Annotated in this window: 19 protein-coding genes and 3 tRNA genes; 14 read left to right on the forward strand and 8 right to left on the reverse strand. The window is 66.6% G+C overall.

Translation table 11 applies throughout. The annotated features are described in order from the left end of the window. Nucleotides 1-22: 22 nt before the first annotated feature. Nucleotides 23-99 (reverse strand) — tRNA-Pro (locus tag VH88_RS08215). Between the two features lie 201 nt (nt 100-300). Here VH88_RS08215 and VH88_RS08220 point away from each other — a divergent pair. From VH88_RS08220 to VH88_RS08235, 4 genes are all read left to right on the forward strand, one after another. Beyond that, a tRNA-Gln gene (locus VH88_RS08220) sits at nt 301-374 on the forward strand. Nucleotides 375-499: 125 nt separating this feature from the next. Continuing rightward, nucleotides 500-1,015, forward strand: a complete 516-nt coding sequence (locus VH88_RS08225) for a Dps family protein (RefSeq protein ID WP_045810805.1) — start codon at nt 500-502, stop codon at nt 1,013-1,015. Nucleotides 1,016-1,083: 68 nt separating this feature from the next. Further along, nucleotides 1,084-1,446, forward strand: a complete 363-nt coding sequence (locus VH88_RS08230) for a hypothetical protein (protein ID WP_231576620.1) — start codon at nt 1,084-1,086, stop codon at nt 1,444-1,446. Nucleotides 1,447-1,495: 49 nt separating this feature from the next. Continuing rightward, nucleotides 1,496-1,580 (forward strand) — tRNA-Leu (locus VH88_RS08235). 121 nt (nt 1,581-1,701) lie between these two features. On the opposite strand, the gene VH88_RS08240 is transcribed toward VH88_RS08235, so the two are convergent. Continuing rightward, a complete protein-coding gene (locus VH88_RS08240; RefSeq protein WP_045810807.1) occupies nt 1,702-3,276 on the reverse strand; it encodes an amino acid permease in 1,575 nt (524 codons plus the stop codon). A gap of 145 nt (nt 3,277-3,421) precedes the next feature. Here VH88_RS08240 and hrpB point away from each other — a divergent pair, with 145 nt between their 5' ends. Continuing rightward, on the forward strand, nt 3,422-5,848 hold the full coding sequence (gene hrpB / locus VH88_RS08245; RefSeq protein ID WP_045810808.1) for an ATP-dependent helicase HrpB: 2,427 nt from the start codon (nt 3,422-3,424) through the stop codon (nt 5,846-5,848). 56 nt (nt 5,849-5,904) lie between these two features. Continuing rightward, nucleotides 5,905-7,182 carry an MFS transporter gene (locus VH88_RS08250; RefSeq protein ID WP_045810809.1) on the forward strand — a complete coding sequence of 426 codons (1,278 nt, stop codon included), beginning with the start codon at nt 5,905-5,907 and terminating at the stop codon, nt 7,180-7,182. On the opposite strand, the gene VH88_RS08255 is transcribed toward VH88_RS08250, so the two are convergent. From VH88_RS08255 to VH88_RS08265, 3 genes are read right to left on the reverse strand one after another with little or no spacing between them, the layout of a single operon-like run. Then, complete coding sequence (locus VH88_RS08255; RefSeq protein WP_045810810.1) at nt 7,179-7,976, reverse strand: RNA methyltransferase; 798 nt, start codon at nt 7,974-7,976, stop codon at nt 7,179-7,181. The genes VH88_RS08250 and VH88_RS08255 overlap by 4 nt on opposite strands. Beyond that, nucleotides 7,973-8,884 carry a class I SAM-dependent methyltransferase gene (locus VH88_RS08260; RefSeq protein ID WP_045810811.1) on the reverse strand — a complete coding sequence of 304 codons (912 nt, stop codon included), beginning with the start codon at nt 8,882-8,884 and terminating at the stop codon, nt 7,973-7,975. Before VH88_RS08260 ends, VH88_RS08255 begins: the two co-directional genes overlap by 4 nt. An 18-nt stretch (nt 8,885-8,902) precedes the next feature. Beyond that, nucleotides 8,903-10,219: a glycosyltransferase family 2 protein gene (locus VH88_RS08265; protein ID WP_082064419.1), complete on the reverse strand. Its 1,317-nt coding sequence runs from the start codon at nt 10,217-10,219 to the stop codon at nt 8,903-8,905. A gap of 204 nt (nt 10,220-10,423) precedes the next feature. On the opposite strand from VH88_RS08265, the gene VH88_RS08270 reads away from it, so the two are divergent. From VH88_RS08270 to VH88_RS08285, 4 genes are read left to right on the forward strand one after another with little or no spacing between them, the layout of a single operon-like run. Further along, the gene (locus VH88_RS08270; RefSeq protein WP_045810812.1) at nt 10,424-11,053 is read left to right on the forward strand and encodes a TetR/AcrR family transcriptional regulator; all 630 of its coding nucleotides are present in this window, start codon (nt 10,424-10,426) and stop codon (nt 11,051-11,053) included. Continuing rightward, a complete protein-coding gene (locus VH88_RS08275; protein WP_045810813.1) occupies nt 11,050-11,850 on the forward strand; it encodes an ABC transporter substrate-binding protein in 801 nt (266 codons plus the stop codon). The genes VH88_RS08270 and VH88_RS08275 overlap by 4 nt, the downstream gene beginning before the upstream one ends. Beyond that, nucleotides 11,847-12,836, forward strand: a complete 990-nt coding sequence (locus tag VH88_RS08280; RefSeq protein ID WP_045810814.1) for an iron ABC transporter permease — start codon at nt 11,847-11,849, stop codon at nt 12,834-12,836. The genes VH88_RS08275 and VH88_RS08280 overlap by 4 nt, the downstream gene beginning before the upstream one ends. Next, the gene (locus VH88_RS08285) at nt 12,833-13,588 is read left to right on the forward strand and encodes an ABC transporter ATP-binding protein (protein WP_045810877.1); all 756 of its coding nucleotides are present in this window, start codon (nt 12,833-12,835) and stop codon (nt 13,586-13,588) included. The genes VH88_RS08280 and VH88_RS08285 overlap by 4 nt, the downstream gene beginning before the upstream one ends. Here the strand turns inward: VH88_RS08285 and VH88_RS08290 are convergent. Beyond that, nucleotides 13,582-15,642, reverse strand: coding sequence for a lytic transglycosylase domain-containing protein (locus tag VH88_RS08290; protein ID WP_197071028.1), 2,061 nt, complete (start codon nt 15,640-15,642; stop codon nt 13,582-13,584). The two genes, VH88_RS08285 and VH88_RS08290, sit on opposite strands and share 7 nt — an antisense overlap. Before the next feature lie 125 nt (nt 15,643-15,767). Between VH88_RS08290 and dapA the strand changes: the two genes are divergently transcribed. Continuing rightward, a complete protein-coding gene (gene dapA / locus VH88_RS08295) occupies nt 15,768-16,652 on the forward strand; it encodes a 4-hydroxy-tetrahydrodipicolinate synthase (RefSeq protein ID WP_045810816.1) in 885 nt (294 codons plus the stop codon). Further along, the gene (gene smpB / locus VH88_RS08300; protein WP_045810817.1) at nt 16,652-17,125 is read left to right on the forward strand and encodes an SsrA-binding protein SmpB; all 474 of its coding nucleotides are present in this window, start codon (nt 16,652-16,654) and stop codon (nt 17,123-17,125) included. Before dapA ends, smpB begins: the two co-directional genes overlap by 1 nt. A gap of 3 nt (nt 17,126-17,128) precedes the next feature. Here smpB and VH88_RS08305 read toward each other — a convergent pair whose 3' ends face one another. Both VH88_RS08305 and VH88_RS08310 read right to left on the reverse strand, forming a co-directional pair. Next, nucleotides 17,129-17,767, reverse strand: a complete 639-nt coding sequence (locus VH88_RS08305; protein WP_045810818.1) for a uracil-DNA glycosylase — start codon at nt 17,765-17,767, stop codon at nt 17,129-17,131. Continuing rightward, nucleotides 17,764-18,300: an NYN domain-containing protein gene (locus VH88_RS08310; protein ID WP_045810819.1), complete on the reverse strand. Its 537-nt coding sequence runs from the start codon at nt 18,298-18,300 to the stop codon at nt 17,764-17,766. The genes VH88_RS08305 and VH88_RS08310 overlap by 4 nt, the downstream gene beginning before the upstream one ends. On the opposite strand from VH88_RS08310, the gene folK reads away from it, so the two are divergent. Together folK and rpoZ are read left to right on the forward strand one after the other, a co-directional pair. Further along, nucleotides 18,299-18,865, forward strand: coding sequence for a 2-amino-4-hydroxy-6-hydroxymethyldihydropteridine diphosphokinase (folK, locus tag VH88_RS08315; protein ID WP_045810820.1), 567 nt, complete (start codon nt 18,299-18,301; stop codon nt 18,863-18,865). The genes VH88_RS08310 and folK overlap by 2 nt on opposite strands. A gap of 361 nt (nt 18,866-19,226) precedes the next feature. Beyond that, entirely contained in the window at nt 19,227-19,586 is a 360-nt protein-coding gene (rpoZ, locus tag VH88_RS08320; RefSeq protein WP_017504892.1) for a DNA-directed RNA polymerase subunit omega, read from the forward strand. Nucleotides 19,587-19,622 lie beyond the last annotated feature (36 nt).

Genomic DNA, 19,622 nt, shown 5'->3' on the forward strand with positions numbered 1-19,622 from the left:
GTCGATTTTTCTGAGGAGAAGATGGTCGGAGTGAGAGGATTCGAACCTCCGACCCCTGCGTCCCGAACGCAGTGCTCTACCAGGCTGAGCCACACTCCGACCGTGGGGGCTGGCCTGGCGGCGTCGCCCCGAAGTGAGGACGCGGCTTATAGCCATGGGTTTGATAGGCCGCAAGCGCCCATTTCGACCCATCTTCACGACAAGCGAAAATAGTCCTGAAAGAGGGTGTTGCATCCCAAAACAGCTTGGCGTATCTGACCGCCTCCGCCGCACAGAGTGCTTCGGAAACGCTGGTCCTGCTGGGGAATGGTGTAATGGTAACACTACGGTTTTTGGTACCGTCATTCTAGGTTCGAGTCCTAGTTCCCCAGCCATCCGCCGACAAAGGTCGGCGCCGCCGAACCACTTCACAGCTTCAGCATTATCATCTGCGCCAGGCCTTCCGTCCGGATGTCCGGCTACCTAGCTTGACCGCAGACTGCTGCTGAGGAGAACGATAATGGTCACCGCCAAAGAAAAGCGCCTGGCGCCCCTGAAGACGCCGACGAGCCTGTCGGAGGAGGCGACCCAGAGCATTTCCGCCGCTCTGACCGGCCTGCTGGCCGATACGTTCGCTCTCTACATCAAGACAAAGAATTTCCACTGGCACGTCTCGGGTCCGCATTTCCGGGACTACCATCTGATGCTGGACGAGCAGTCGGCGGAAATCCTAGCCATGACCGATCCGATGGCCGAGCGGGCGCGCAAGATCGGCGGGACCACCCTGCGCTCCATCGGTCAGATCGCCAAGGAATCACGCATCGCCGACAACGACGCAGACTATGTCGACCCGCTCGATATGCTGGCGGAGCTTCGTGACGACAACGGTGAACTGATCGGCCGGATGCGCGAGGTGCATGACTTGTGCGACGAGCATAACGACGTCGCGACCGCCAGCCTGCTGGAGAACTGGATCGACGAAAGTGAGAAGCGAGTCTGGTTCCTGTTCGAATCGGGTCGTCGCGGCAACGGCTGAGGAACCGCAGCGCTTGCGCCGTCTTATGTATCGTCGATAGTCGATGACGGATGGCGCAGGAGGGGCGTGTGAAGCAGGTTTCGGTGATCTGCGGTTTGGCGATCGTCGGGGTGCTGGCGGCCTCGCCCGCCTCAGCCGATATGTCCAAGGCGTTCGGCAATACGATCGTGTCCCATTATCCGAACGGCCAGTGGGTCCGGCACTATTTCGAGCCGGATGGGCGCTACACCTCTCAGTTTTCGGACGGGCGACGTGTGGCGGCCCGCTGGTCGGCCGAGGGCGACAAGATCTGTCTGTCCGGCTTCAGCCCGCGCCAGATCCTGCCACGCTTCTGCAGCCGGATGGTCGAAGCGGATGTCGGCGACAGCTGGCGCGCCCGCGATCCCTTGGGACGCTCCATACGCAACGAACTGGTCGCGGGACGTCGCTGAGGCCTTGCCCTGAGCGGCGTCACCCTCTAGACGCGACCGCCTACCCGATGCGGATGTGGCGGAACTGGTAGACGCACTGGATTTAGGTTCCAGCGCCGAGAGGCGTGGAGGTTCGAGTCCTCTCATCCGCACCAAGACAAAAAAGGCCCCGGATCGCTCCGGGGCCTTTCTCTATTCTTGGCCTATCGCCCTTGCGGGTTATTTGAGGCCGATAGCTGGGCCTGCCGCGATTGGTGCGACAGGCCCGGTTTGGTCTTAGCGGATCGGCGGCACGGGCGGCGGCGGAACGTCACCATCCGTTTCGTGAACCTCGACCACACCGCGACCCAGGTGGCTCTTGCGGTAGCCGTAGGCGAAGTAGATCAGCAGGCCGATCCCGCCCCAGATCGGCAACACCATCTTGGCGTCGTGCGGCAGGTTCCAGAACAGGAAGGCGCAGCCGAACGCCGACAGGGGCGCGAACACCCAGATCAGCGGCGTGCGGAACGGACGGCGACGGTTCGGATCCTTGACCCGCAGCACCAGCACCGCGATCGACACCATGAAGAAGGCGAACAGGGTTCCCGAGTTCGAGATGTCGGCCAGCTGACCGACCGGGAACAGGGCGCCGGCGATGGCGACCGCGATGCCGGTGGCGGCGGTCACGATATAGGGCGTCTTCCACTTGGGGTGGATCTTGGTCAGGCCTTCGGGCAGCAGGCCGTCGCGCGCCATCACGAAGAAGATGCGGGTCTGACCAAAGATCATCATCAGGATGACCGAGGGCAGGGCCAGGAGGGCGGCGGTGCCCAGGGCGTTGCCGATCTGGGGGTGACCGACGACGCGCAGAACGTGGGCCAGGGCCTCGTTAGAGCAGACCAGCATTTCTGCGTTGGCGGGCAGGGCGCAGGCGGCCACGAAGGCGGGCGAGCCCGGCTGTACCGCTTCACCGGCGGCGCCCAGAACCGGCTGAGCGCCGATAGCGCCGGCGGCGCCGAGCGCAACCAGCAGATAGAAGATCGTGCAGATGGCCAGCGAACCAATGAGGCCGATGGGCACGTTGCGCTGCGGATTCTTGGTTTCCTCGGCCGCCGTCGAAACGGCGTCAAAGCCGACATAGGCGAAGAAGATCGAGGCTGCGGCGCCGACGATGCCCATGCCCGAATATTGGCCGAACAGGCCATTTGGAGCGAACGGCGACAGGTTCGCCGACTTGATGACGGGCAGGGTGATGACGATGAAGACCGTCAGGGCGATGACCTTGATCGCGACCAGGATCGCGTTGACGCGAGCCGATTCCGTGGTGCCGACCATCAGCAGAGCCGTCACCAGCAGGGCCACGACGATGGCGGGGATGTTGACGATCCCGGCCGAGAAGTCAGGCGTGGGGATGAAGCCGTTCATCGACCAGGTCGGCCCGGCGGATAGAAGATCAGGGAAGTCGAATCCGAGCCCCTGTTCTATCAGCCCGAGCACATAGCCCGACCAACCGACCGACACGGCCGAGGCCGCCACGGCGTATTCCAGGATCAGCGCCCAGCCGACCGTCCAAGCCAGCAGTTCGCCCATCACGGCGTAGGTGTAGGTGTAGGCCGAGCCCGAAACCGGCGCCATCGACGCCAGTTCGGAGTAGCAGAGCGCCGCGACCGCGCAGACCGCGCCGGCGATGACGAAGCTGATCATCATGCCCGGTCCGGCCTTTTGGGCGGCCGAAGCAGTCAGGACGAAGATCCCGGTGCCGATGATGGCCCCGATCCCTAGAAGCGTCAGTTGAACAGGACCAAGCGACCGGTGAAGCGATTTCTTCTCGGCCGTGGCAAGGATCGCGTCGAGCGACTTAACGCGCCACATAAAATACCCCCACGTTTTGATGCAGCCCCTCGGCTGCTTGGGGCGGACGCTAGCGACGGATGAGGCGGCGCGCAACGCGCATGACGGGGTGGTTAAGGCGCGACGACGCTTTCGTGATCGCCTGTCGGCAGGCTAGAGGCGACGCATGCTGCCCATCCACGCCGTTCTTGAACCGCTGAAAGCCGCGCTGAGCGCGGGCAATACGGCCGTGCTGGCGGCGCCGCCGGGGGCGGGCAAGACGACGGTCGTGCCGCTGGCCCTGCTGGATCAGCCGTGGCTGCAGGGCAAGGTGCTGGTGCTGGAGCCGCGACGCCTGGCCGCACGGGCGGCGGCCGATCGGATGGCGACAACGCTGGGCGAACAGCCGGGCGAGACGGTGGGGTATCGCACCCGGCTGCAGACCCGCATTGGGCCGAATACACGCATCGAGGTGATCACCGAGGGCGTCTTCACGCGCATGATTCTGGACGATCCGGGTCTTGAGGGCGTCGGTGCGGTCCTGTTCGACGAGTTTCACGAACGCAGCCTGGACGCCGACCTCGGGCTTGCGCTGGCGAGAGACACGCAAGGGCTGCTGCGCGAGGACCTGCGGCTGCTGGTCATGTCGGCGACGCTGGATGTGGTCGGGGTCTCGCGCCTGCTCGACGGGGCGCCAGTGATCGAGGCCGAAGGACGGGCCTGGCCGGTCGAGACCCGGTATCTGGGCCGCAATCCGTCGGAACGGTTCGAAGAGGCTGTGGCGCGGGCCTGTCTGACCGCCTTGGGGGAGGAGACAGGGTCGGTGCTGCTCTTCCTGCCGGGGCAGGGCGAAATCCATCGGGTGGCTAGGCTGGTGAACGAGCGGCTGCGGCTGCCGAACGTCGATGTCGTGCCCCTGTACGGCGGGCTGGACCGGGTCGAACAGGACCGGGCCATCGAACCGGCGGCGCCGGGGCGGCGCAAACTGGTGCTGGCGACCTCGGTTGCGGAAACCAGCCTGACCATCGAAGGCGTGCGTGTGGTGATCGACGGCGGCCTGTCGCGCGTGCCGCGCTTCGAACCGTCCAGCGGCCTGACCCGGTTGGCGACGGTCAAGGTCAGCCGATCCTCCGCGGAACAGAGGCGTGGCCGGGCCGGGCGCACCGAGCCGGGCGTCTGCTACCGCCTGTGGGACGAGGAACAGACGCGCGGGCTGGTCCCGCATCAGCGGCCGGAAATCCAGGAGGCGGACCTGACCGGACTGGCCCTGGACCTGGCGCGTTGGGGCGCCCGCTCGGTCGAGGGACTAGCCCTGCTCGACCCGCCGCCGGCCGGCGCCCTGGCCGAGGCGCGCAAGGTGCTGACACGTTTGGGGGCGCTGGATGCCGATGGCGGACTATCGAAACACGGGCTGCGCCTGACGAAGATCCCGCTGTCGCCGCGGCTGGCCCATATGGTCGCCGTGGCGTCCGACGCCGGCGACGCGATGACGGGGGCACGGATCGCGGCGGTGTTGAGCGAGCCGGGTCTGGGCGGGTCGAGCATCGATCTGGCGGATCGCCTGATCGGGCTAGAGCGTGATCGGACGCAGAGAGCACGCGATTCGATCAAGCTGGCGGAGCGCTGGGCGCGTGCGGCGGGCGGAGGATCGGGGCGGACGATCGATCCAGGACTGCTGCTGGCCGAGGCCTTTCCCGAGCGGATCGCAAAGGCGCGGGGCAAGGCGGGTGAATACCTTTTGGCTAGTGGGCGAGGAGCCGTGCTGGAGGCGACCGACCATCTGGCGCGTCAGCTCTGGGTGGCGATCGCCGAACTCGGCGGCGGCGACACGCGCGACCGGGTGCGACTGGCGGCGGCGCTGGAGGCGGACCGGATCGACAGCGATCTGGCGCGCCTGATCTCGACGGAGGACCGACTAGCGCGCGAACCGTCGGGGCGGTCGGTGATCCGCCGTTCGCGCCGCATCGGGGCCATCGTGCTGGACGAAAAGGTCGTCGGCGCGCCGGATGCGGAGACCTTGACCGCCGCCCTTCGGGCCGAGATCGAGGCGGATGGGCTGGGCGCGCTGAAATGGGGCGAGCAGGCGTCGGGACTGCGCGCACGTCTGGCCTTCCTGCACGCGCGCGACCCAGCCTGGCCCGACATGTCGGACAACGCCCTGCTGGCGGCGCGTGAGGACTGGCTGTGGCCTCTGCTGGATGGGGCAAAGTCGCTGGACGGGATTGCCGACGGTCGTCTGGTCGAAGCCCTGCGCGGACTGATCCCTTGGGACCTACAGCGCCGCCTGGACGAGCTGGCGCCCCCGCGTCTGGTCACGCCGCTAGGCTCGGCGGCCATCGACTACGCCGCCGAGGGCGGGCCGCGCGTGGATATTCGGGTGCAGGAACTGTTCGGCGTCACGACGCATCCCACCGTCGGCGGCGTGCCCTTGACCCTCGCCCTACTGTCGCCGGCGCGACGGCCGGTGCAGGTGACCAAGGACTTGCCGCGTTTCTGGTCGGGGTCGTGGGCGGCGGTGCGTGCGGAGATGCGCGGCCGCTATCCCCGTCATCCGTGGCCGGAAAACCCGGCTGAGGCGCAAGCGACGAACCGGGCCAAGCCGCGCGGCGCCTGATCGCCTTGACGCGGCGGGCGGGAAACGGGCATCGCTGGGATAACCGGGAGAAGAAGATGTCCGACGTCCTGCCGAAGAACTCCACCGGCCGCGTGCTGTTCGCCAGCCTGATCGGCACGACGATCGAGTTCTTCGACTTCTATATCTACGCCACGGCGGCCGTGCTGGTGTTCCCGACGCTGTTCTTCCCCGGCGAGGATCCGGGGACGGCACTGCTGTCCTCGTTCGCGACCTTCTCCATCGCCTTCTTCGCGCGGCCCATCGGGGCTCTGGCTTTCGGGCATTTCGGGGACCGGGTGGGACGCAAGGCGACGCTGGTCGCGGCGCTGATGACCATGGGCCTTTCTACCGTGGCCATCGGCCTGTTGCCGACGCACCAGCAGGTCGGCCTGCTGGCGCCCCTGCTGCTGGCCCTGTGCCGGTTTGGTCAGGGGTTGGGTCTGGGCGGGGAATGGGGCGGGGCGGTGTTGCTGGCGACTGAGAACGCTCCGCCTGGAAAGAAGGCCTGGTTCGGCATGTTCCCCCAACTGGGCGCGCCCATCGGCTTCATCCTGTCCACCACATCCTTCATCGTCCTGACGTCGACGATGAGCGAGACCGCGTTCGAGGGCTGGGGTTGGCGCATTCCGTTCCTGGCCAGCGCCGTGCTGGTGTTTGTCGGCCTGTGGGTGCGGCTGAAGATCACCGAGACGCCTGAGTTTCAGAAGGCGGTCGACCGCGACGAGCGAGTCAAGGCGCCCGCCATGACCCTGTTCGCCCATCACAAGGCGGCGCTGGTGCTGGGGACGTTCAGCGGCGTGACGACCTTCACCCTGTTCTATCTGATGACCGTCTTCGCCTTGGGCTGGGCGACGACGGGAATGGGGCTGGCGCGGGCCGATGTGCTGCCCATCCAGTTGATCGGCGTGCTGTTCTTCGCCGCCTTCATACCGGTGACAGCCTTGCTGGCGGATCGATACGGGCAGGTCAGGGTGCTGATCGCATCTTCGGTCGGGATCGGCCTGTTCGGCTTTCTGTTCGCACCGCTGTTCGGGGGCGGTCTCAGCGGCCTGCTGATCTTCTTTGCGCTGGGGTTCGCCCTGATGGGCTGCACCTATGGGCCCATCGGCGCGGCCATGGCGCGGCCGTTCCCGACAGCGGTGCGCTATACCGGTGCGTCGATGGCCTTCAATCTGGCGGGCATACTGGGGGCGTCGCTGGCGCCCTTTGTCGCGCTGAAGCTGGCCGAGCGGTTCGGGCCGGCGGCCGTCGGCGGTTATCTAACGATTTCGGCCCTGATCACCATCGCCGCCCTGTGGGGCATGGGGCGGGTGGCGCCGGAGGAACAGCGCTAGGCTTCGTCCGTCGCGGCATAGACCATAATGCCGGTGGCGATGGCCAGGTTCAGGCTGTCGGCTCGGCCGCGCATCGGGATCTTGACGTTGACGTCGCAGGCGGCGGCCAGGGCGTCTGTCAGGCCAGCCTGTTCATTGCCCATCAGGATCAGCGACGGCCGTTGCATGACGGCCGAGCGGTGACTGACCTTGGCGTCCAGTCGTGTGCCGACGACGCTGCCGGGCCAGGTCTTGCGCCAGGTCAGGAAGGCTTCGGGCGTCGTCTTGGTGATCGAGACGGCGAAGACCGAGCCCATCGTCGCGCGCACGGCCTCGACCGAATAGGGATCGACGCAGTCGCCGATCAGGATGACGCCGCCGCAACCGGCCGCGTCGGCCGTGCGGATGATGGTGCCCAGGTTGCCGGGATCGCGCACCTGCTCCAGCGCCACCCAGCAGGGCGCCGAGGCGGGGTTCAGGCTGTCGAGAGGCGCATAGGCCTGTTCGAACACGCCCAAGACCGTCTGCGGATTGTCGCGGCGGCTGATCTTTTCGAGGATGGCGTGGGTGACGACGATGATATCGCCGCCGGCTTTAAGTGTGGCCGCCTTGGCGCGGTCCAGCAACGGATGAGGCCGGGCGTCCTCGCCGACCAGCAGCATCCGGGGCGCGCGCCCCTGGTCAAGCGCCTCGCCGATGAACTTCAAACCCTCAGCCAGGAAGGTGCCGGTCAGGTCGCGTTCCTTGCGCATATGCAGGGCGCGGACGCCCTTGACCGTGTCGTTGGTCAGGGAGGTGATGACGCGTTCGCTCATCGGCTCCACCGCGCGAAGAAGGACAGGCCGATGGCGCGGGCGTCCGGGCCGTCTTCGGACAGGGCCAGTTCGCCCCAGTCGATCCAGCCGCCGCGATCCTGGGTCGCCTCCACCATCAGATGCGCCAGGGACAGTCCTGACACACGGGCCGCATAGGCGTTCAGCAGCAGGAAGTCGGCATCGTCTGACAATAGCGCGGCGCAATCCTTCAGCAGGCCCGGCATGTCCTCAAACAGGCGCCAGACTTCCCCCGTGGGGCCGCGCCCGTATTTGGGCGGATCCAGAATGACGCCATCATATTTCGAGCCGCGACGAACTTCGCGCGCGACATATTTGCGGGCGTCCTCGACAATCCAACGGATTGGATGCTGGGCCAGGCCCGACTGTTCGGCGTTCTCGCGGGCGTAGGCGACCGACTTTTTGGAGGCGTCGACGTGGGTGACCTCTGCACCCGCGGCGGCCGCGGCCAGACTGGCGACGCCGGTATAGCCGAACAGGTTCAGGATCTTCGGCGCACGGCCGGCCGAACGTGTAAAGTCCCGCACGCGCCCGTCCAGCCATTCCCAGTTGGCCGCCTGTTCAGGGAAGAAGGCGAGGTGGCGGAAGGGGGTGAAACGGCCGGTGAACTTCACGTCGCGCCATTTCAAAGGGAAGGCGTCGATGGGGCCGTACTTGTCGAACCGCCAGCGACCGCTGTCTTCTTCCTCCTGCTGCGGATCAAAGGTCGCCGTGGCGTTTTCGAAGGCTTTCGGATCGCGGGGCGACCAGAAACACTGCGGCTCGGGCCGGACGACGGTGTAGCGGCCATAGCGTTCCAGCTTCTTGCCGTCGCCGCTGTCCAGCAGGGCATAGTCGGACCAGCCGGAGGTCACGAGGGTTTCGGGAGTTTTAGAAAGGACGGGCGCCATCGTCGGGCTGATAGGCGCTCAGGCCGCCTCGCGTCCAGCGTCCAGCGCCACGACGGTCAATTCCGGCATCTGACCGTCGCGATCGTGCGGGGTCTTGTCCCAGACGTGCGGTTCGACCGCGAGCCGCCAGGCCGCATGGACGAAGGCCAGGCTGAGCAACGCCCAATAGGCTGGCGCAGCCAGCACATCGCCCAGCCGGTAATCGAGCCCGGCGCGTCGCGCCCCGGCCGCACAGCTCATCCAGGCGACGATGACGCCCAGCGCCAGCACGCCCAGTGAGCCTCCGGGCAGGGGCGGCAGGACGCCGGAAAGCGCCCAGACGGCGATGGCTAGCGCCAGCCAGGCCAGCGTCGGGGCATGGGCGGCCGCCGACAGGATCGCCGCGCCCAAGGTCATGATCAGCGACAAGCTTCCGCGCCGTCCCAGGGCGTTCGGACGCCGCGTGTGCACGCCCCAGGTCTGCATATAACCCTTCAGCCAACGGGTGCGCTGGGGCAGCCATCGGTCCATCGCACCCGGCGGCGTCTCCCACGTCGGACTGTCGATGACGCCGAGCTTCCAGCCGAGCGACCACAGGCGAAAGCCCAGGTCCGCGTCCTCGGTGACATTGTGCGCGTCCCAGCCGCCGGCGCCTCGCAGCGCCGTCATGCGGATGTGATTGCTGGTGCCGCCAAGCGGAAAAGGCAGGCCCAATCGCGCCATACCCGGCAGGGTCACTTCGAACAGCGCCGCATATTCGAAAGCGAACTGCCGATCCAGGAACCAGGAGCCAGGCTTTGCAGATGCTCGAATACGCAGCGGCGCCTGGAGACAACCCAATCGCGGTTGTGCGACGAAGCGCGCCGCCGCCTGACGGAGTTGTTGCGGATGCGGTCGATCCTCTGCGTCATAGATGGTGACCAGATCGCCCCGCGCATGACCCAAGGCATAGTTCAAGGCACGCGGCTTGGTCTGGGGGCTGCCCGGCGGCGCGATCAGTATCTTCAGCCACGGCGGTTTTGGCGTCGCCTGGGCTACCACCAGGGTGGCCTCGTCATGCGCCTCCAGCACGATGAAGGCCTCCAGCCTGTGCGCCGGATAGTCGATCCGGCTGAGGTTGGCGATCAGTTGCGGCGTCACCGCCGCCTCATCGTAAAGCGCCGCCAGAATGGTGTAGCGCGGCCATTCGATCGGACGCGGGACGGGCGCGGGGCGGCGCAGGCTGGCGATGCCGATGACGGCCTTCCACAACGCGCACACGACGAAGGCGGCTTGGAACAACACCAAGGCGACGTCGAAAGCGGTTTCCGGCCAGCGGATCAGCGCCACGACGGAAGTCAGGGTGAGCAGGATCAAAATCGTGACCTGAAAACCGCTCGGCGTGCGTCGTGAGGCGCCGTTTCGGCGGGGTCTGATCCCTGGATGCGCCCAATCCTTCACCGCATCCGCCCCCAAAGCGCCACAACCCATAATCGCTATTTGAAACAACCGCGTTCGGCAAGTCGATTGGCGTCCGGGACGGATTGTCGCTATTCAGGGCGCCTCACCCGGAGCAGCGGCTTGTCTCAACCCTCGAACGCCTCGCGCACGACCCGAAAGCCCAAGGGCGAAGGCCATTCGCGGCGAGGCGAAATCCTGGCGGCGGCCGAGCGCATCTTCGTCGAGCACGGCTATGAAGGCGCGACGATTCGCAAGATCGCGGACGAGGTCGGGCTGTCGTCGACGGCACTCTACATGCATTTTCCGGACAAGGGCGCGATCCTGCAGGAAATCTGCCGTGACGCCTTCGCCCGGTTGATCGCGTCGAACGCCGCCGTCGCCGATGAGGCCGCGCCGCCCGAGCAGCGCCTGCGGCGGATGATCGAGGGCTATATCGAATTCGGTTTCGCCCATCCCAACGCCTATCGCCTGATCTATTTGACCCGGCCGGTCGAGGCGCGAGAAGGCGCTCAGGACGCGGCGCGCGAGCTCGGCTCCAGCCTGTTCACGACATTGGAAGCGACCGTCGGCGACGCCGTGACGGCCGGACGTATGAAGGGCGATCCCGCCACGATCGCCCAGGCGATCTGGGCTGCGGCGCATGGGATCGTGTCTCTCATGATCACCAAGCCCTATTTCCCGTGGTCCGATCGGCAGGCACTGGTTCGCACGACCCTGGACGCCCTGTTCGCCGGTCTGATCGAAGGATGAAGCGTATCTGCGTCGCCGTGGCAGCCTTGGCGTTCAGCAGCACCGCGACTCAGGCCAGGCCCCTGCGGATCATGGCGCTGGACCAGTGCGCCGACCAATATGTTCTGGCCTTGGCGCCGGATGCGGACATCGCGCTTTCGCCGCGCGCCGACGATCCTGACGCCTGGCTGCGTCAGCAGGCGGTCGGTCACAGGCGGTTGCGTCCGACGCTCGAGGCCGCCGTGGGTTTTCAGCCTGACATCGTGGTGCGCTACTGGGGCGGCGAGCCACGCTTGCTGTCGGCGCTGGCGCAGCGCGGGGTCAAGGTGGTCACGATCGATGACGCGGTGGACCTGAATGGGGTGCGCCGGAATATCCAAACCGTGGCGCGCGATCTGGGTCAAATGCAGCGCGGGCAGGCGTTAGAGCAACGGATGGACGGGCAGTTGGCCAAAGCGGCGCCGGTGAAGCGCACGGCTGAGGCGCCGGGGGCCGTGTATCTGACATCGGGGGGCTTCACCGCGGGGCCAGGCACGCTGATCGATGCGATGATGCGGGCGGCCGGATTTCGCAATCTGACGGCCACTCCCGGTTTTGGCGCACTCAGCGTCGAGCGAATCGCGATGAATCCTCCGGTGCGAATTGTGCTCGGCTTCTTCGATCAGCTGCGCGCCGACCTGCGCGGACCGGGGCGGCATCCGGTTGTTGCGCGAGCGGCCGAGGGGCGAACGGCGGCACGCCTGCCGGCCGCGACCTTGACCTGCCCGGCCTGGTTCGCCGCCGATGCGGTTGAGATGATGGCCAAGGGGCGGCCGTGAACAGAACGGTTCGGCTGTGCCTGGTTATGATCGGCTTGATCGTCGCGGCGCTGGCTCTGGCGGTGTTGGCAGGCGAGACGGCGTTCAGTGTCGATCAGTATGCGGCTGCCTTCAGCGATCCGACATCGGGTCCGGCCGAAGTGCTGTGGCAGGTGCGGGCGCCACGCGCGGTCTGCGCCCTGGTCGTCGGCGCCGCCTTGGGTTTGGCGGGCGCGGTTATGCAGGGGCTGTTGCGTAATCCGCTTGCTGATCCCGGCGTGCTGGGGGTGTCGGCGACGGCGGCCCTGGGCGCGGCGCTGGCCATCGTGCTTGGCGCTGCGGCCGTGCCGGGACTGGTCGAGCTTTCGGTCTTGGCGGGCGCGGCGCTGGCGGGCGGACTGTTGATCGCGGCGTCCAGGGCCATGCGGGCGCCCGAGGCCCTGATCTTGTTCGGGGTGGCTCTGTCCAGTTTCGCAGGCGCAGCGACGGCCTTGATCTTCAACCTGTCGCCGTCGCCGATCGCCTCGGCCGAGGTCATGTCCTGGCTGCTGGGATCGGTGCAGAACCGAAGCTGGGTCGATGTGGCCTGGGTGACGCCGGCCGTCCTCCTCGCGGGCGTCTTCGCCGCATTGTCGGGCGCGGGTCTGCGGATGCTGACCCTCGGCGATGAGGGGGCGGCGGCGTCCGGATTGAATATGGGGCGGTTGAGGGTCTTCGCCCTGATCGCGGCGGCCTTGGCCACCGGGGCTGCCGTGGCGGTGGCAGGCGTCATCGGGTTCGTGGGCCTGGCCGCACCGCATTTGGTGCGCGCGGCGGTGCGCGGCGATGCGAAGCGAATTCTGGCGCCCTCGGCGCTGGCGGGCGGGCTAATGCTGATCGTGGCTGACCTGTTGGCGCGACTGACGCCGACGGATCAGGAACTGAAGCTGGGCGTGTTCACCGCCCTGATCGGCGCGCCCCTGTTCACCCTAATCGCCTGGCGCGCGGCGCGGGAGTGGCGGCTGTGAGCCTGTTGTCGCTAGCAAAGGTTCAGGCGCGGTTGGGCAAGGCCGTCGTGCTGGATGGGGTGAGCGTGTCGGTTGCGGCGGGCGAGGTCGTGGCCCTGTGCGGACCAAACGGCGCGGGCAAGAGCAGCGCCATCCGCGCCGCTGCGGGCCTCTTGGCCACGACCGGCGGACAAATCAGGTTGGGCGGCGTGGACATCGTCGATCTGTCCCAACGCCAGCGGGCGCAGCGCGTCGCCTATCTGCCGCAGGAACGGCGCATCGCCTGGAATTTGCCGGCGGTAGAGCTGGCGGCGCTCGGCGCGCCGTTTCTGTCAGGCGCGGATGCGCTGGCACGCGCGCGAGCCGCTCTGGACGAGGTCGGCGCTGGCCATCTAGCGGACCGGGGCGTTGCTGAAATGTCAGGCGGCGAGCGCGCCCGGGTTCTGCTGGCGCGAGCTCTTGTCGTCGATGCGCCGCTGCTGCTGGCCGACGAGCCGATCGCCGGGCTGGACCCGGATGCGCAGCGTCTGGTGCTGGAGCGCCTGAGAGCGCGCGCTGACCATGGGGCAGGGGTGATGGTCAGCCTTCACGACCTGACCCTGGCTGCGACCGTGGCGGATCGCATCGTCGTGCTGGACCGGGGGCGAGTCGTCGCCGACGCCCCGCCGATCCAGGCCCTGTCACCCGCCGTCCTGCGCGAGGTGTTCGGGCTGGACGGCGCGTGGATCGAGGGGCCGGACGGGCCGCTGCTGGCGGCCCGCCGGGCTCAGTAGGCGATATAGGGCCGCGCGCCCGCCGCCGATCCGCGCGAGATGTCGGCCGAAGGCGTCAGCGGCGCCGTGCCGCCGTTCAGGCGCGCCTTGTAGACCGCCATGTTTTCCATCACCCGCATCATATAGTTGCGCGTCTCGGTGAAAGGCGCGCACTCGATGAAGTCGATGGTCTTGATCGCATCGCCGCGCGGGTCGCCGCATCGGGCGATCCACTGGCTGGGGCGCGCCGGTCCGGCGTTGTAGCCAACCGTCGCCAGCAGCATGGAACCGTTATTCGCAGCCATCAGCTCGCCCAGGTGATAGCTGCCCAGGGTCATGTTGTAGTCGGGATCCCATAACTGCTCGGCGGAATAGCTCATGCCCAGGCGGCGGGCGACGCCCGAGGCCGTGGACGGGAGAAACTGCATCATGCCGCGCGCATCGGCGCCGGAGCGGGCGCGGGGATCGAAGCTGGATTCCTGGCGTGTGATCGCTTGGGTGAATTCCAGCGGCGCGGCGCCGGCGACCTGAGGCGGGATGCGAACCGGATACATGCGCTCAGGCATGACAAAGCCGCGCTGGCTGGCGGCGCGGCCCACCATCATTGCGGTGAAACCTTCGCCATAGCCGCGCGACAGGTCCATCAGCAGGGCCAGGTCGTTGATGGTCGGGAGGTCGTTGTCGAGCTGATAGGCGAAGACGCGGAGGAGGCTCATTTCGCCGGTCTCGCCCAGGATGCGGGTGGCGCGGACGATCTCATTGCCTTCGAAGCGGGTTATGTCTGCTTGGGACGGCACAGGCTCGCCCGGCAACTGAAGCGTGGTCATCCCCGCCTTCTCGGCCGCCAGCTGACCGTAGAAGGTCTGCCAATGCTGGGCGCCGTTGCGATAGTAGGCGAGGGCGGCGTCGCGTTCGCCGCGCGCCTCGGCGGCGCGACCCAGCCAGTAGAAGGCGCGGCCCTGGGTGATCGGCGTGGACGAGGCGGTGCGCAGGGCCTCGAAATGGCGCGCGGCGACCTCGGGCTGGTTCAGCTTGGTCAGGGCGACCCAACCGGCGAAGAACTCGGCGTCCACCATCCGGTCGCCCGAGGTGAAGCCGTGACCGTTCATGGCGTCATAGGCCGCGCGCCAGTTGCCCTGTTGAAGGGCGTCGAGGAAGTAGTTTCGGCGCTCGCTCCACAGGGTGTTGTCGCCGGTCGTATGGCCCGGCGCCGGCGGAAGATTGGCCAGCAGCGCAAAGCCTTCGGACTGCCGATTTTGCGATCGCAGCAGGCGAACACGCTCCAGCACGACCGCTGGATCGGCCGCCTGGGCCGGCGTCAGATTGGCGATGACGGCGTCGGGGCTGTAGGCCGAACGAAGGGTCATCACCGCGTTCGCAATGGCGGCGCGATCAGGCGAAACCAGATTGATCATGCTGCGCGTCGCCGGTCCGTGCGGACCGAGCAGCAGCATGTTCAGCCGCGCCTCGTGATCGGCGGGCGTCAGCCAGGAACCCCATTGACTGAGGATGCGCGACTGCGGTGCGTCGTCGAACGAGCGGGTGCGCCACCAGTCGCGGACCAGGGCGCGCGCCTCATCCTGGCGGCCGCGCTGCTGCAGCGCGGAGGCGTAGGTGATGGCCCCCTCGACCGTCGTCGGCTTGCCGTCGGACATCAGGGCCAGGGCCGCGTCCGCGCCCATGCCGGAGCGGTCCAGCACCTTTTCGGCGGCGGCCCGTCTTGATTCGCCGCGCGGCCATCCCGCCAGTTCGGACTGACCGCGCGCGAGGTCCGAGTAGGATAGCTGCTCGCCCGAGGTGTCGATCAGCGCCCATTCGACCAGTTTCCGAGCCGAGGCGTCCCTAATCTGCGACATGGCGGATTGGGCGCCGAACACGTCGCGCGCACGGGCCGCCGCCAGCCCCTGACGAAACAGCGCCGTGTCCTGATCATTCAGCACGCGACCCTGATAGGTCGCTGAATAGCCGGGCACGGACGAAGACGCCGAGGCATAGGGCACAGGCTGGGTGGGCAGGGCGTCCTGCGGGTTCGGCGCAAGGACGGCGAGGGCCGCCGCCAGACTGGTCGCGATCATGATCTGTCCTGTTCCCATTCAATCCCGGTTGCGGCGGAGCCGCTGGCGACCTAACGTCCCGCGCTCATTGCAAAGGCGATGAACATTCGTCCATCGTCACTCCCCACGCAGGCCAGCTTAGTCTCATGAACGCCCCCTTGTTCAAGGGCGTGATCACCGCCCTGATCACACCACTTCGTGACGGAAACGTGGACGAAGCCGCATTCGCCAAACTGCTCGAGCGTCAGATCGCCGCAGGGGTCCACGGCGTCGTCCCGATGGGCACGACGGGCGAGGGCGCCAGCATGGATCTGGATGAGCACAAACACGTCATCGAGCTGTGCGTGCGTCTGACGGCCGGGCGCGTCGCTGTCATCGCCGGCACCGGATCTCCCTATACCAAGGAAGCCATCGATTTGACCCGCCACGCCAAGACGGTGGGCGCGGACGGGGCGCTGATCGTGACGCCCTATTATATTCGTCCGTCCCAGGCGGGCATGGCGGCGCATTTCGAGGCGGTCGCTGACGCCGTGCAACTGCCCATCCTGCTGTACAATGTGCCGGGCCGGACGGGGTCCGATCTGTCCAATGAGACCGTGGCGAGGCTGGCGGCCCACCCGAACATCGTCGGCATCAAGGACGCCACGGGCGACATGAGCCGCGTCAGCTGGATGCGCGCGAACATCGATGGCCAGTTCGACCTGATCTCGGGCGACGACCCCAGCTATCTCGGCTACCACGCCCATGGCGGCGTCGGCCTGATCTCGGTGGCGTCCAATGTCGCGCCAGAGGCCATGGTCGCCTTGCACAATGCGATGACCGCCGGCGATTACGCGACGGCGCGCGACTGGCAGGACCGGCTGATTAGTTTGTGCAAGGCGCTGTTCCTGGACAACTCGCCCGCGCCGACGAAATACGCCTTGGCCAAGCTTGGCTTATGCAACGAGGAGGCGCGTCTGCCGCTGTCGCCGACCTCCGATGCGGTCAAACCCTTGATTGACGGCGCCATGGCGGCGGCGGGCGTCATCTGATGGCGCCCAAGCCGCAATCGAAGTCCAAGGTCATCGCCGAAAATCGCCGCGCGCGGTTCGACTATTTCCTGGAAGACAATATCGAGGCCGGGATCCAGCTGCTGGGCACCGAGATCAAGGCGCTGCGTGACGGCCGGGCCAATATCGCCGAAAGCTATGCATCCGTTGAAGGGCGCGAGATTGTGCTGATCAACGCCGACATCCCGCCGTACAAACAGGCGAACCGCTTCAACCACGAGCCGCGCCGACCGCGTAAACTGCTGCTGCACAGAAAGCAGATCGACAAGTTGATGGGCGCGGTCCAGCGCGACGGCCAGACAATCATTCCGCTGAAGCTCTATCTGAACGATGCGGGCAAGGCGAAGCTGGAGATCGCGTTGGCCAAGGGCAAGAAGCTGCACGACAAGCGCGAAGCCTCGGCCGAACGTGACTGGCAGCGCGACAAGGCCCGCCTGATGCGCGACAAGGGCTGAGGCTCAGGCCTCGATCAGGGTTCGTGCGCGCGCGAAGATGTCCTCGAACATCTGCGGCGTCAGGCGACCGGTGTTCGTGTTCAGTCGAGAGCAGTGATAGCTGTTCAGAATGACGTAGCCGCCGGCTTTGCCCTGCGCCCCGTGACCCGCCGGCATTGCTGACGCAGGCCGTCCGAACGCTTTCAGGATGTTGCGGCGCGAGACGTCGCCCAAGGTCACGACCACCTTCAGGTTGGGCAGCAGCTTGAGCCTGTCGATCAGGAAGGGACGGCAGGTCGTCTCCTCGATCGGCAGAGGCTTGTTGCCGGGTGGCGCGCACCGGACCGCATTGGTGATCATGCAGTCCGTCAGCGTCAGGTCATCGTCGCCGTTACGATCGTAATGGCCTTGCGCAAAGCCGGCCTTCTTCAGGGTGTCGTACAGCAACCAGCCGGCGTGATCGCCGGTGAAGGGCCGTCCCGTCCGGTTTGCGCCGGTCCGGCCAGGCGCGAGACCGGCGATCAGCAGACGCGCGTTCGGATCGCCGAACGAGGCGGCCGGCCCGTTCCACCAGTCTGGATTCTGGCGCGCATTCTCCTGACGATAGGCGACCAGGCGCGGGCATAGGGGGCAGTCGCGGGGCGGTTCGGGCGTCAGGGTCATTGGGCGGCCTTCGGGCGACCGAAGTCGGTCATTAGATCGTTCAGGTCCAGGAAGGCGTCGGCCTGACGACGCAGTTCGTCGGCGATATGAGGCGGCTGCGTCTTCTGGGTCGAGATGACAGTGACCCGCACGCCCCTGGCCTGGACCGCCTGAACCACCCGCCGGAAGTCGCCGTCGCCGGAGAACAGCACCGCATGGTCGATGTGCGGAGCCAGCTCCAGCATGTCCACCGCGATCTCGATGTCCATATTGCCCTTGATCCGGCTATGGCCGCTAGTGTCCGTGAACCGCTTCACCGGCTTGGTGACGACCGAAAAGCCGTTGTAGTCGAGCCAGTCCACCAGCGGCTTCACCGGCGAGAATTCTTCGCCCTCGACCACGGCCGTATAGTAGTATGCGCGGGTCAGGATGGACCTCTCGCGGAACCAGTCCAGCATCCGCCGGAAGTCCATGTCGTGCTGCAGGGCGCGGGCGGCGGAGTAGAGGTTCGAGCCGTCGATGAAGATCGCCAGCCGGTCGGTGGGATGAAACATGGTCGAAGCCGTCGAAAGAGATGAAAAATCGGATCGCGCGGTCGCCGTCGGAATCGATGACGGGGTCGACCTGAATGATGCAGTCATCGTGGCCCTGGGCTGCAATGACAAGGGGGCATGGTCGTCCTGCACTGAAGCGCTGGAGGCGGCGATCGCGCGTTTTCGCAGCGAAGGCATTGATGTCGTCGCACGCTCGTCTTGGTGGTCTTCTCAAGCTTGGCCCGATCCGCACGATCCCGCCTTCCTGAATGGCGTGGTCATCGTCCGCACAGAACACGATCCCCATGCCCTGATGGCGGCGCTCGGCCGGATCGAGGACGCGTTCGGCCGCGAGCGGTCGGTTCGCAATGCGCCGCGGACGCTCGATCTGGACCTGATCGCCTACGGACGATTGAGCGGTGATCTGCAGGGGTTGATCCTGCCCCATCCCCGCGCGGCCGAGCGGCGGTTTGTCATGGGGCCCCTCGCCGAAATCGCGCCGGATTGGGTGCATCCCACGACGCATCAAAGGGCTGCGGCGCTCGTCGTGTCTGCCAAGGTGGGGACGGACGCCCATGCGGTCTAGCCGACGGCGGATTGAGCTAGCGCTAATTCAGACGCGATTGGCCGCGCCGTTAGGATTGGCGATCGCAGTCGCCGCAGTAGCAGTTCTGATCTGCATTTTCGTAGTGCTGATAAAGCCCAATCCTGCTCGCTTCGATCCATGGAGCAGCATCCATACTGATGACCCCAGTGTTTATTGCAGAACGTATGGCGAGGGCGGGACGGTCTGCTCCCAGGTTCCTGAAGGCGTCCGAAACTTCAGAGAACGGCAAGCCACGGTCCCGCGAAGTGCGCCTTGACGCCCAACTTCCGCCCCTGTGGCGTTGCAAAAAGCCGTCCTCATCTGTATTTGACGCGGTTCTCCCCCGCGTTCGAGGAATTTCATGGCCCGCGTCACCGTCGAAGACTGCATCGAGAAGGTTCCGAACCGCTTTGGTCTGGTGCTGATGGCTGGCCACCGCGCCCGCAGCATCGCCAACGGCGCCGCCCTGACGATCGACCGCGACAACGACAAGAACCCTGTCGTGGCTCTGCGCGAAATCGCCGACGACACCGTCGTGCCGGACGAACTGCGCGAGACCATCATCACCACGCTGCAACGCGTCGATGAGCGCACGGAAGCCGAGGACGAGGCCGAAACGGTCGCCTTGCTGGCCTCGCCGCAGCACATGAACATGGCCGAGGCGGAACTGATCCGCGCCCTGCAAAGCGACCGCGACGGCGGTCAGGAGGAGCGGTACTGACGCCCGAGGGAGCCCCTGGCGTCACTATCCTGCCGG

This window comes from Brevundimonas sp. KM4 (genome assembly GCF_000964075.1).
Lineage (GTDB): Bacteria > Pseudomonadota > Alphaproteobacteria > Caulobacterales > Caulobacteraceae > Brevundimonas > Brevundimonas huaxiensis.

What these genes read in the sequence shown, in the direction of transcription:
- VH88_RS08225 (WP_045810805.1), top strand. Translation starts at nt 500, where the DNA reads ATGGTCACCGCCAAAGAAAAGCGCCTGGCGCCCCTGAAGACGCCGACG.
- VH88_RS08240 (WP_045810807.1), bottom strand. Translation starts at nt 3,276, where the DNA reads ATGTGGCGCGTTAAGTCGCTCGACGCGATCCTTGCCACGGCCGAGAAG.
- hrpB (WP_045810808.1), top strand. Translation starts at nt 3,422, where the DNA reads ATGCTGCCCATCCACGCCGTTCTTGAACCGCTGAAAGCCGCGCTGAGC.
- VH88_RS08250 (WP_045810809.1), top strand. Translation starts at nt 5,905, where the DNA reads ATGTCCGACGTCCTGCCGAAGAACTCCACCGGCCGCGTGCTGTTCGCC.
- VH88_RS08255 (WP_045810810.1), bottom strand. Translation starts at nt 7,976, where the DNA reads ATGAGCGAACGCGTCATCACCTCCCTGACCAACGACACGGTCAAGGGC.
- VH88_RS08260 (WP_045810811.1), bottom strand. Translation starts at nt 8,884, where the DNA reads ATGGCGCCCGTCCTTTCTAAAACTCCCGAAACCCTCGTGACCTCCGGC.
- VH88_RS08275 (WP_045810813.1), top strand. Translation starts at nt 11,050, where the DNA reads ATGAAGCGTATCTGCGTCGCCGTGGCAGCCTTGGCGTTCAGCAGCACC.
- VH88_RS08290 (WP_197071028.1), bottom strand. Translation starts at nt 15,642, where the DNA reads ATGATCGCGACCAGTCTGGCGGCGGCCCTCGCCGTCCTTGCGCCGAAC.
- dapA (WP_045810816.1), top strand. Translation starts at nt 15,768, where the DNA reads ATGAACGCCCCCTTGTTCAAGGGCGTGATCACCGCCCTGATCACACCA.
- smpB (WP_045810817.1), top strand. Translation starts at nt 16,652, where the DNA reads ATGGCGCCCAAGCCGCAATCGAAGTCCAAGGTCATCGCCGAAAATCGC.
- VH88_RS08305 (WP_045810818.1), bottom strand. Translation starts at nt 17,767, where the DNA reads ATGACCCTGACGCCCGAACCGCCCCGCGACTGCCCCCTATGCCCGCGC.
- folK (WP_045810820.1), top strand. Translation starts at nt 18,299, where the DNA reads ATGGTCGAAGCCGTCGAAAGAGATGAAAAATCGGATCGCGCGGTCGCC.
- VH88_RS08310 (WP_045810819.1), bottom strand. Translation starts at nt 18,300, where the DNA reads ATGTTTCATCCCACCGACCGGCTGGCGATCTTCATCGACGGCTCGAAC.
- rpoZ (WP_017504892.1), top strand. Translation starts at nt 19,227, where the DNA reads ATGGCCCGCGTCACCGTCGAAGACTGCATCGAGAAGGTTCCGAACCGC.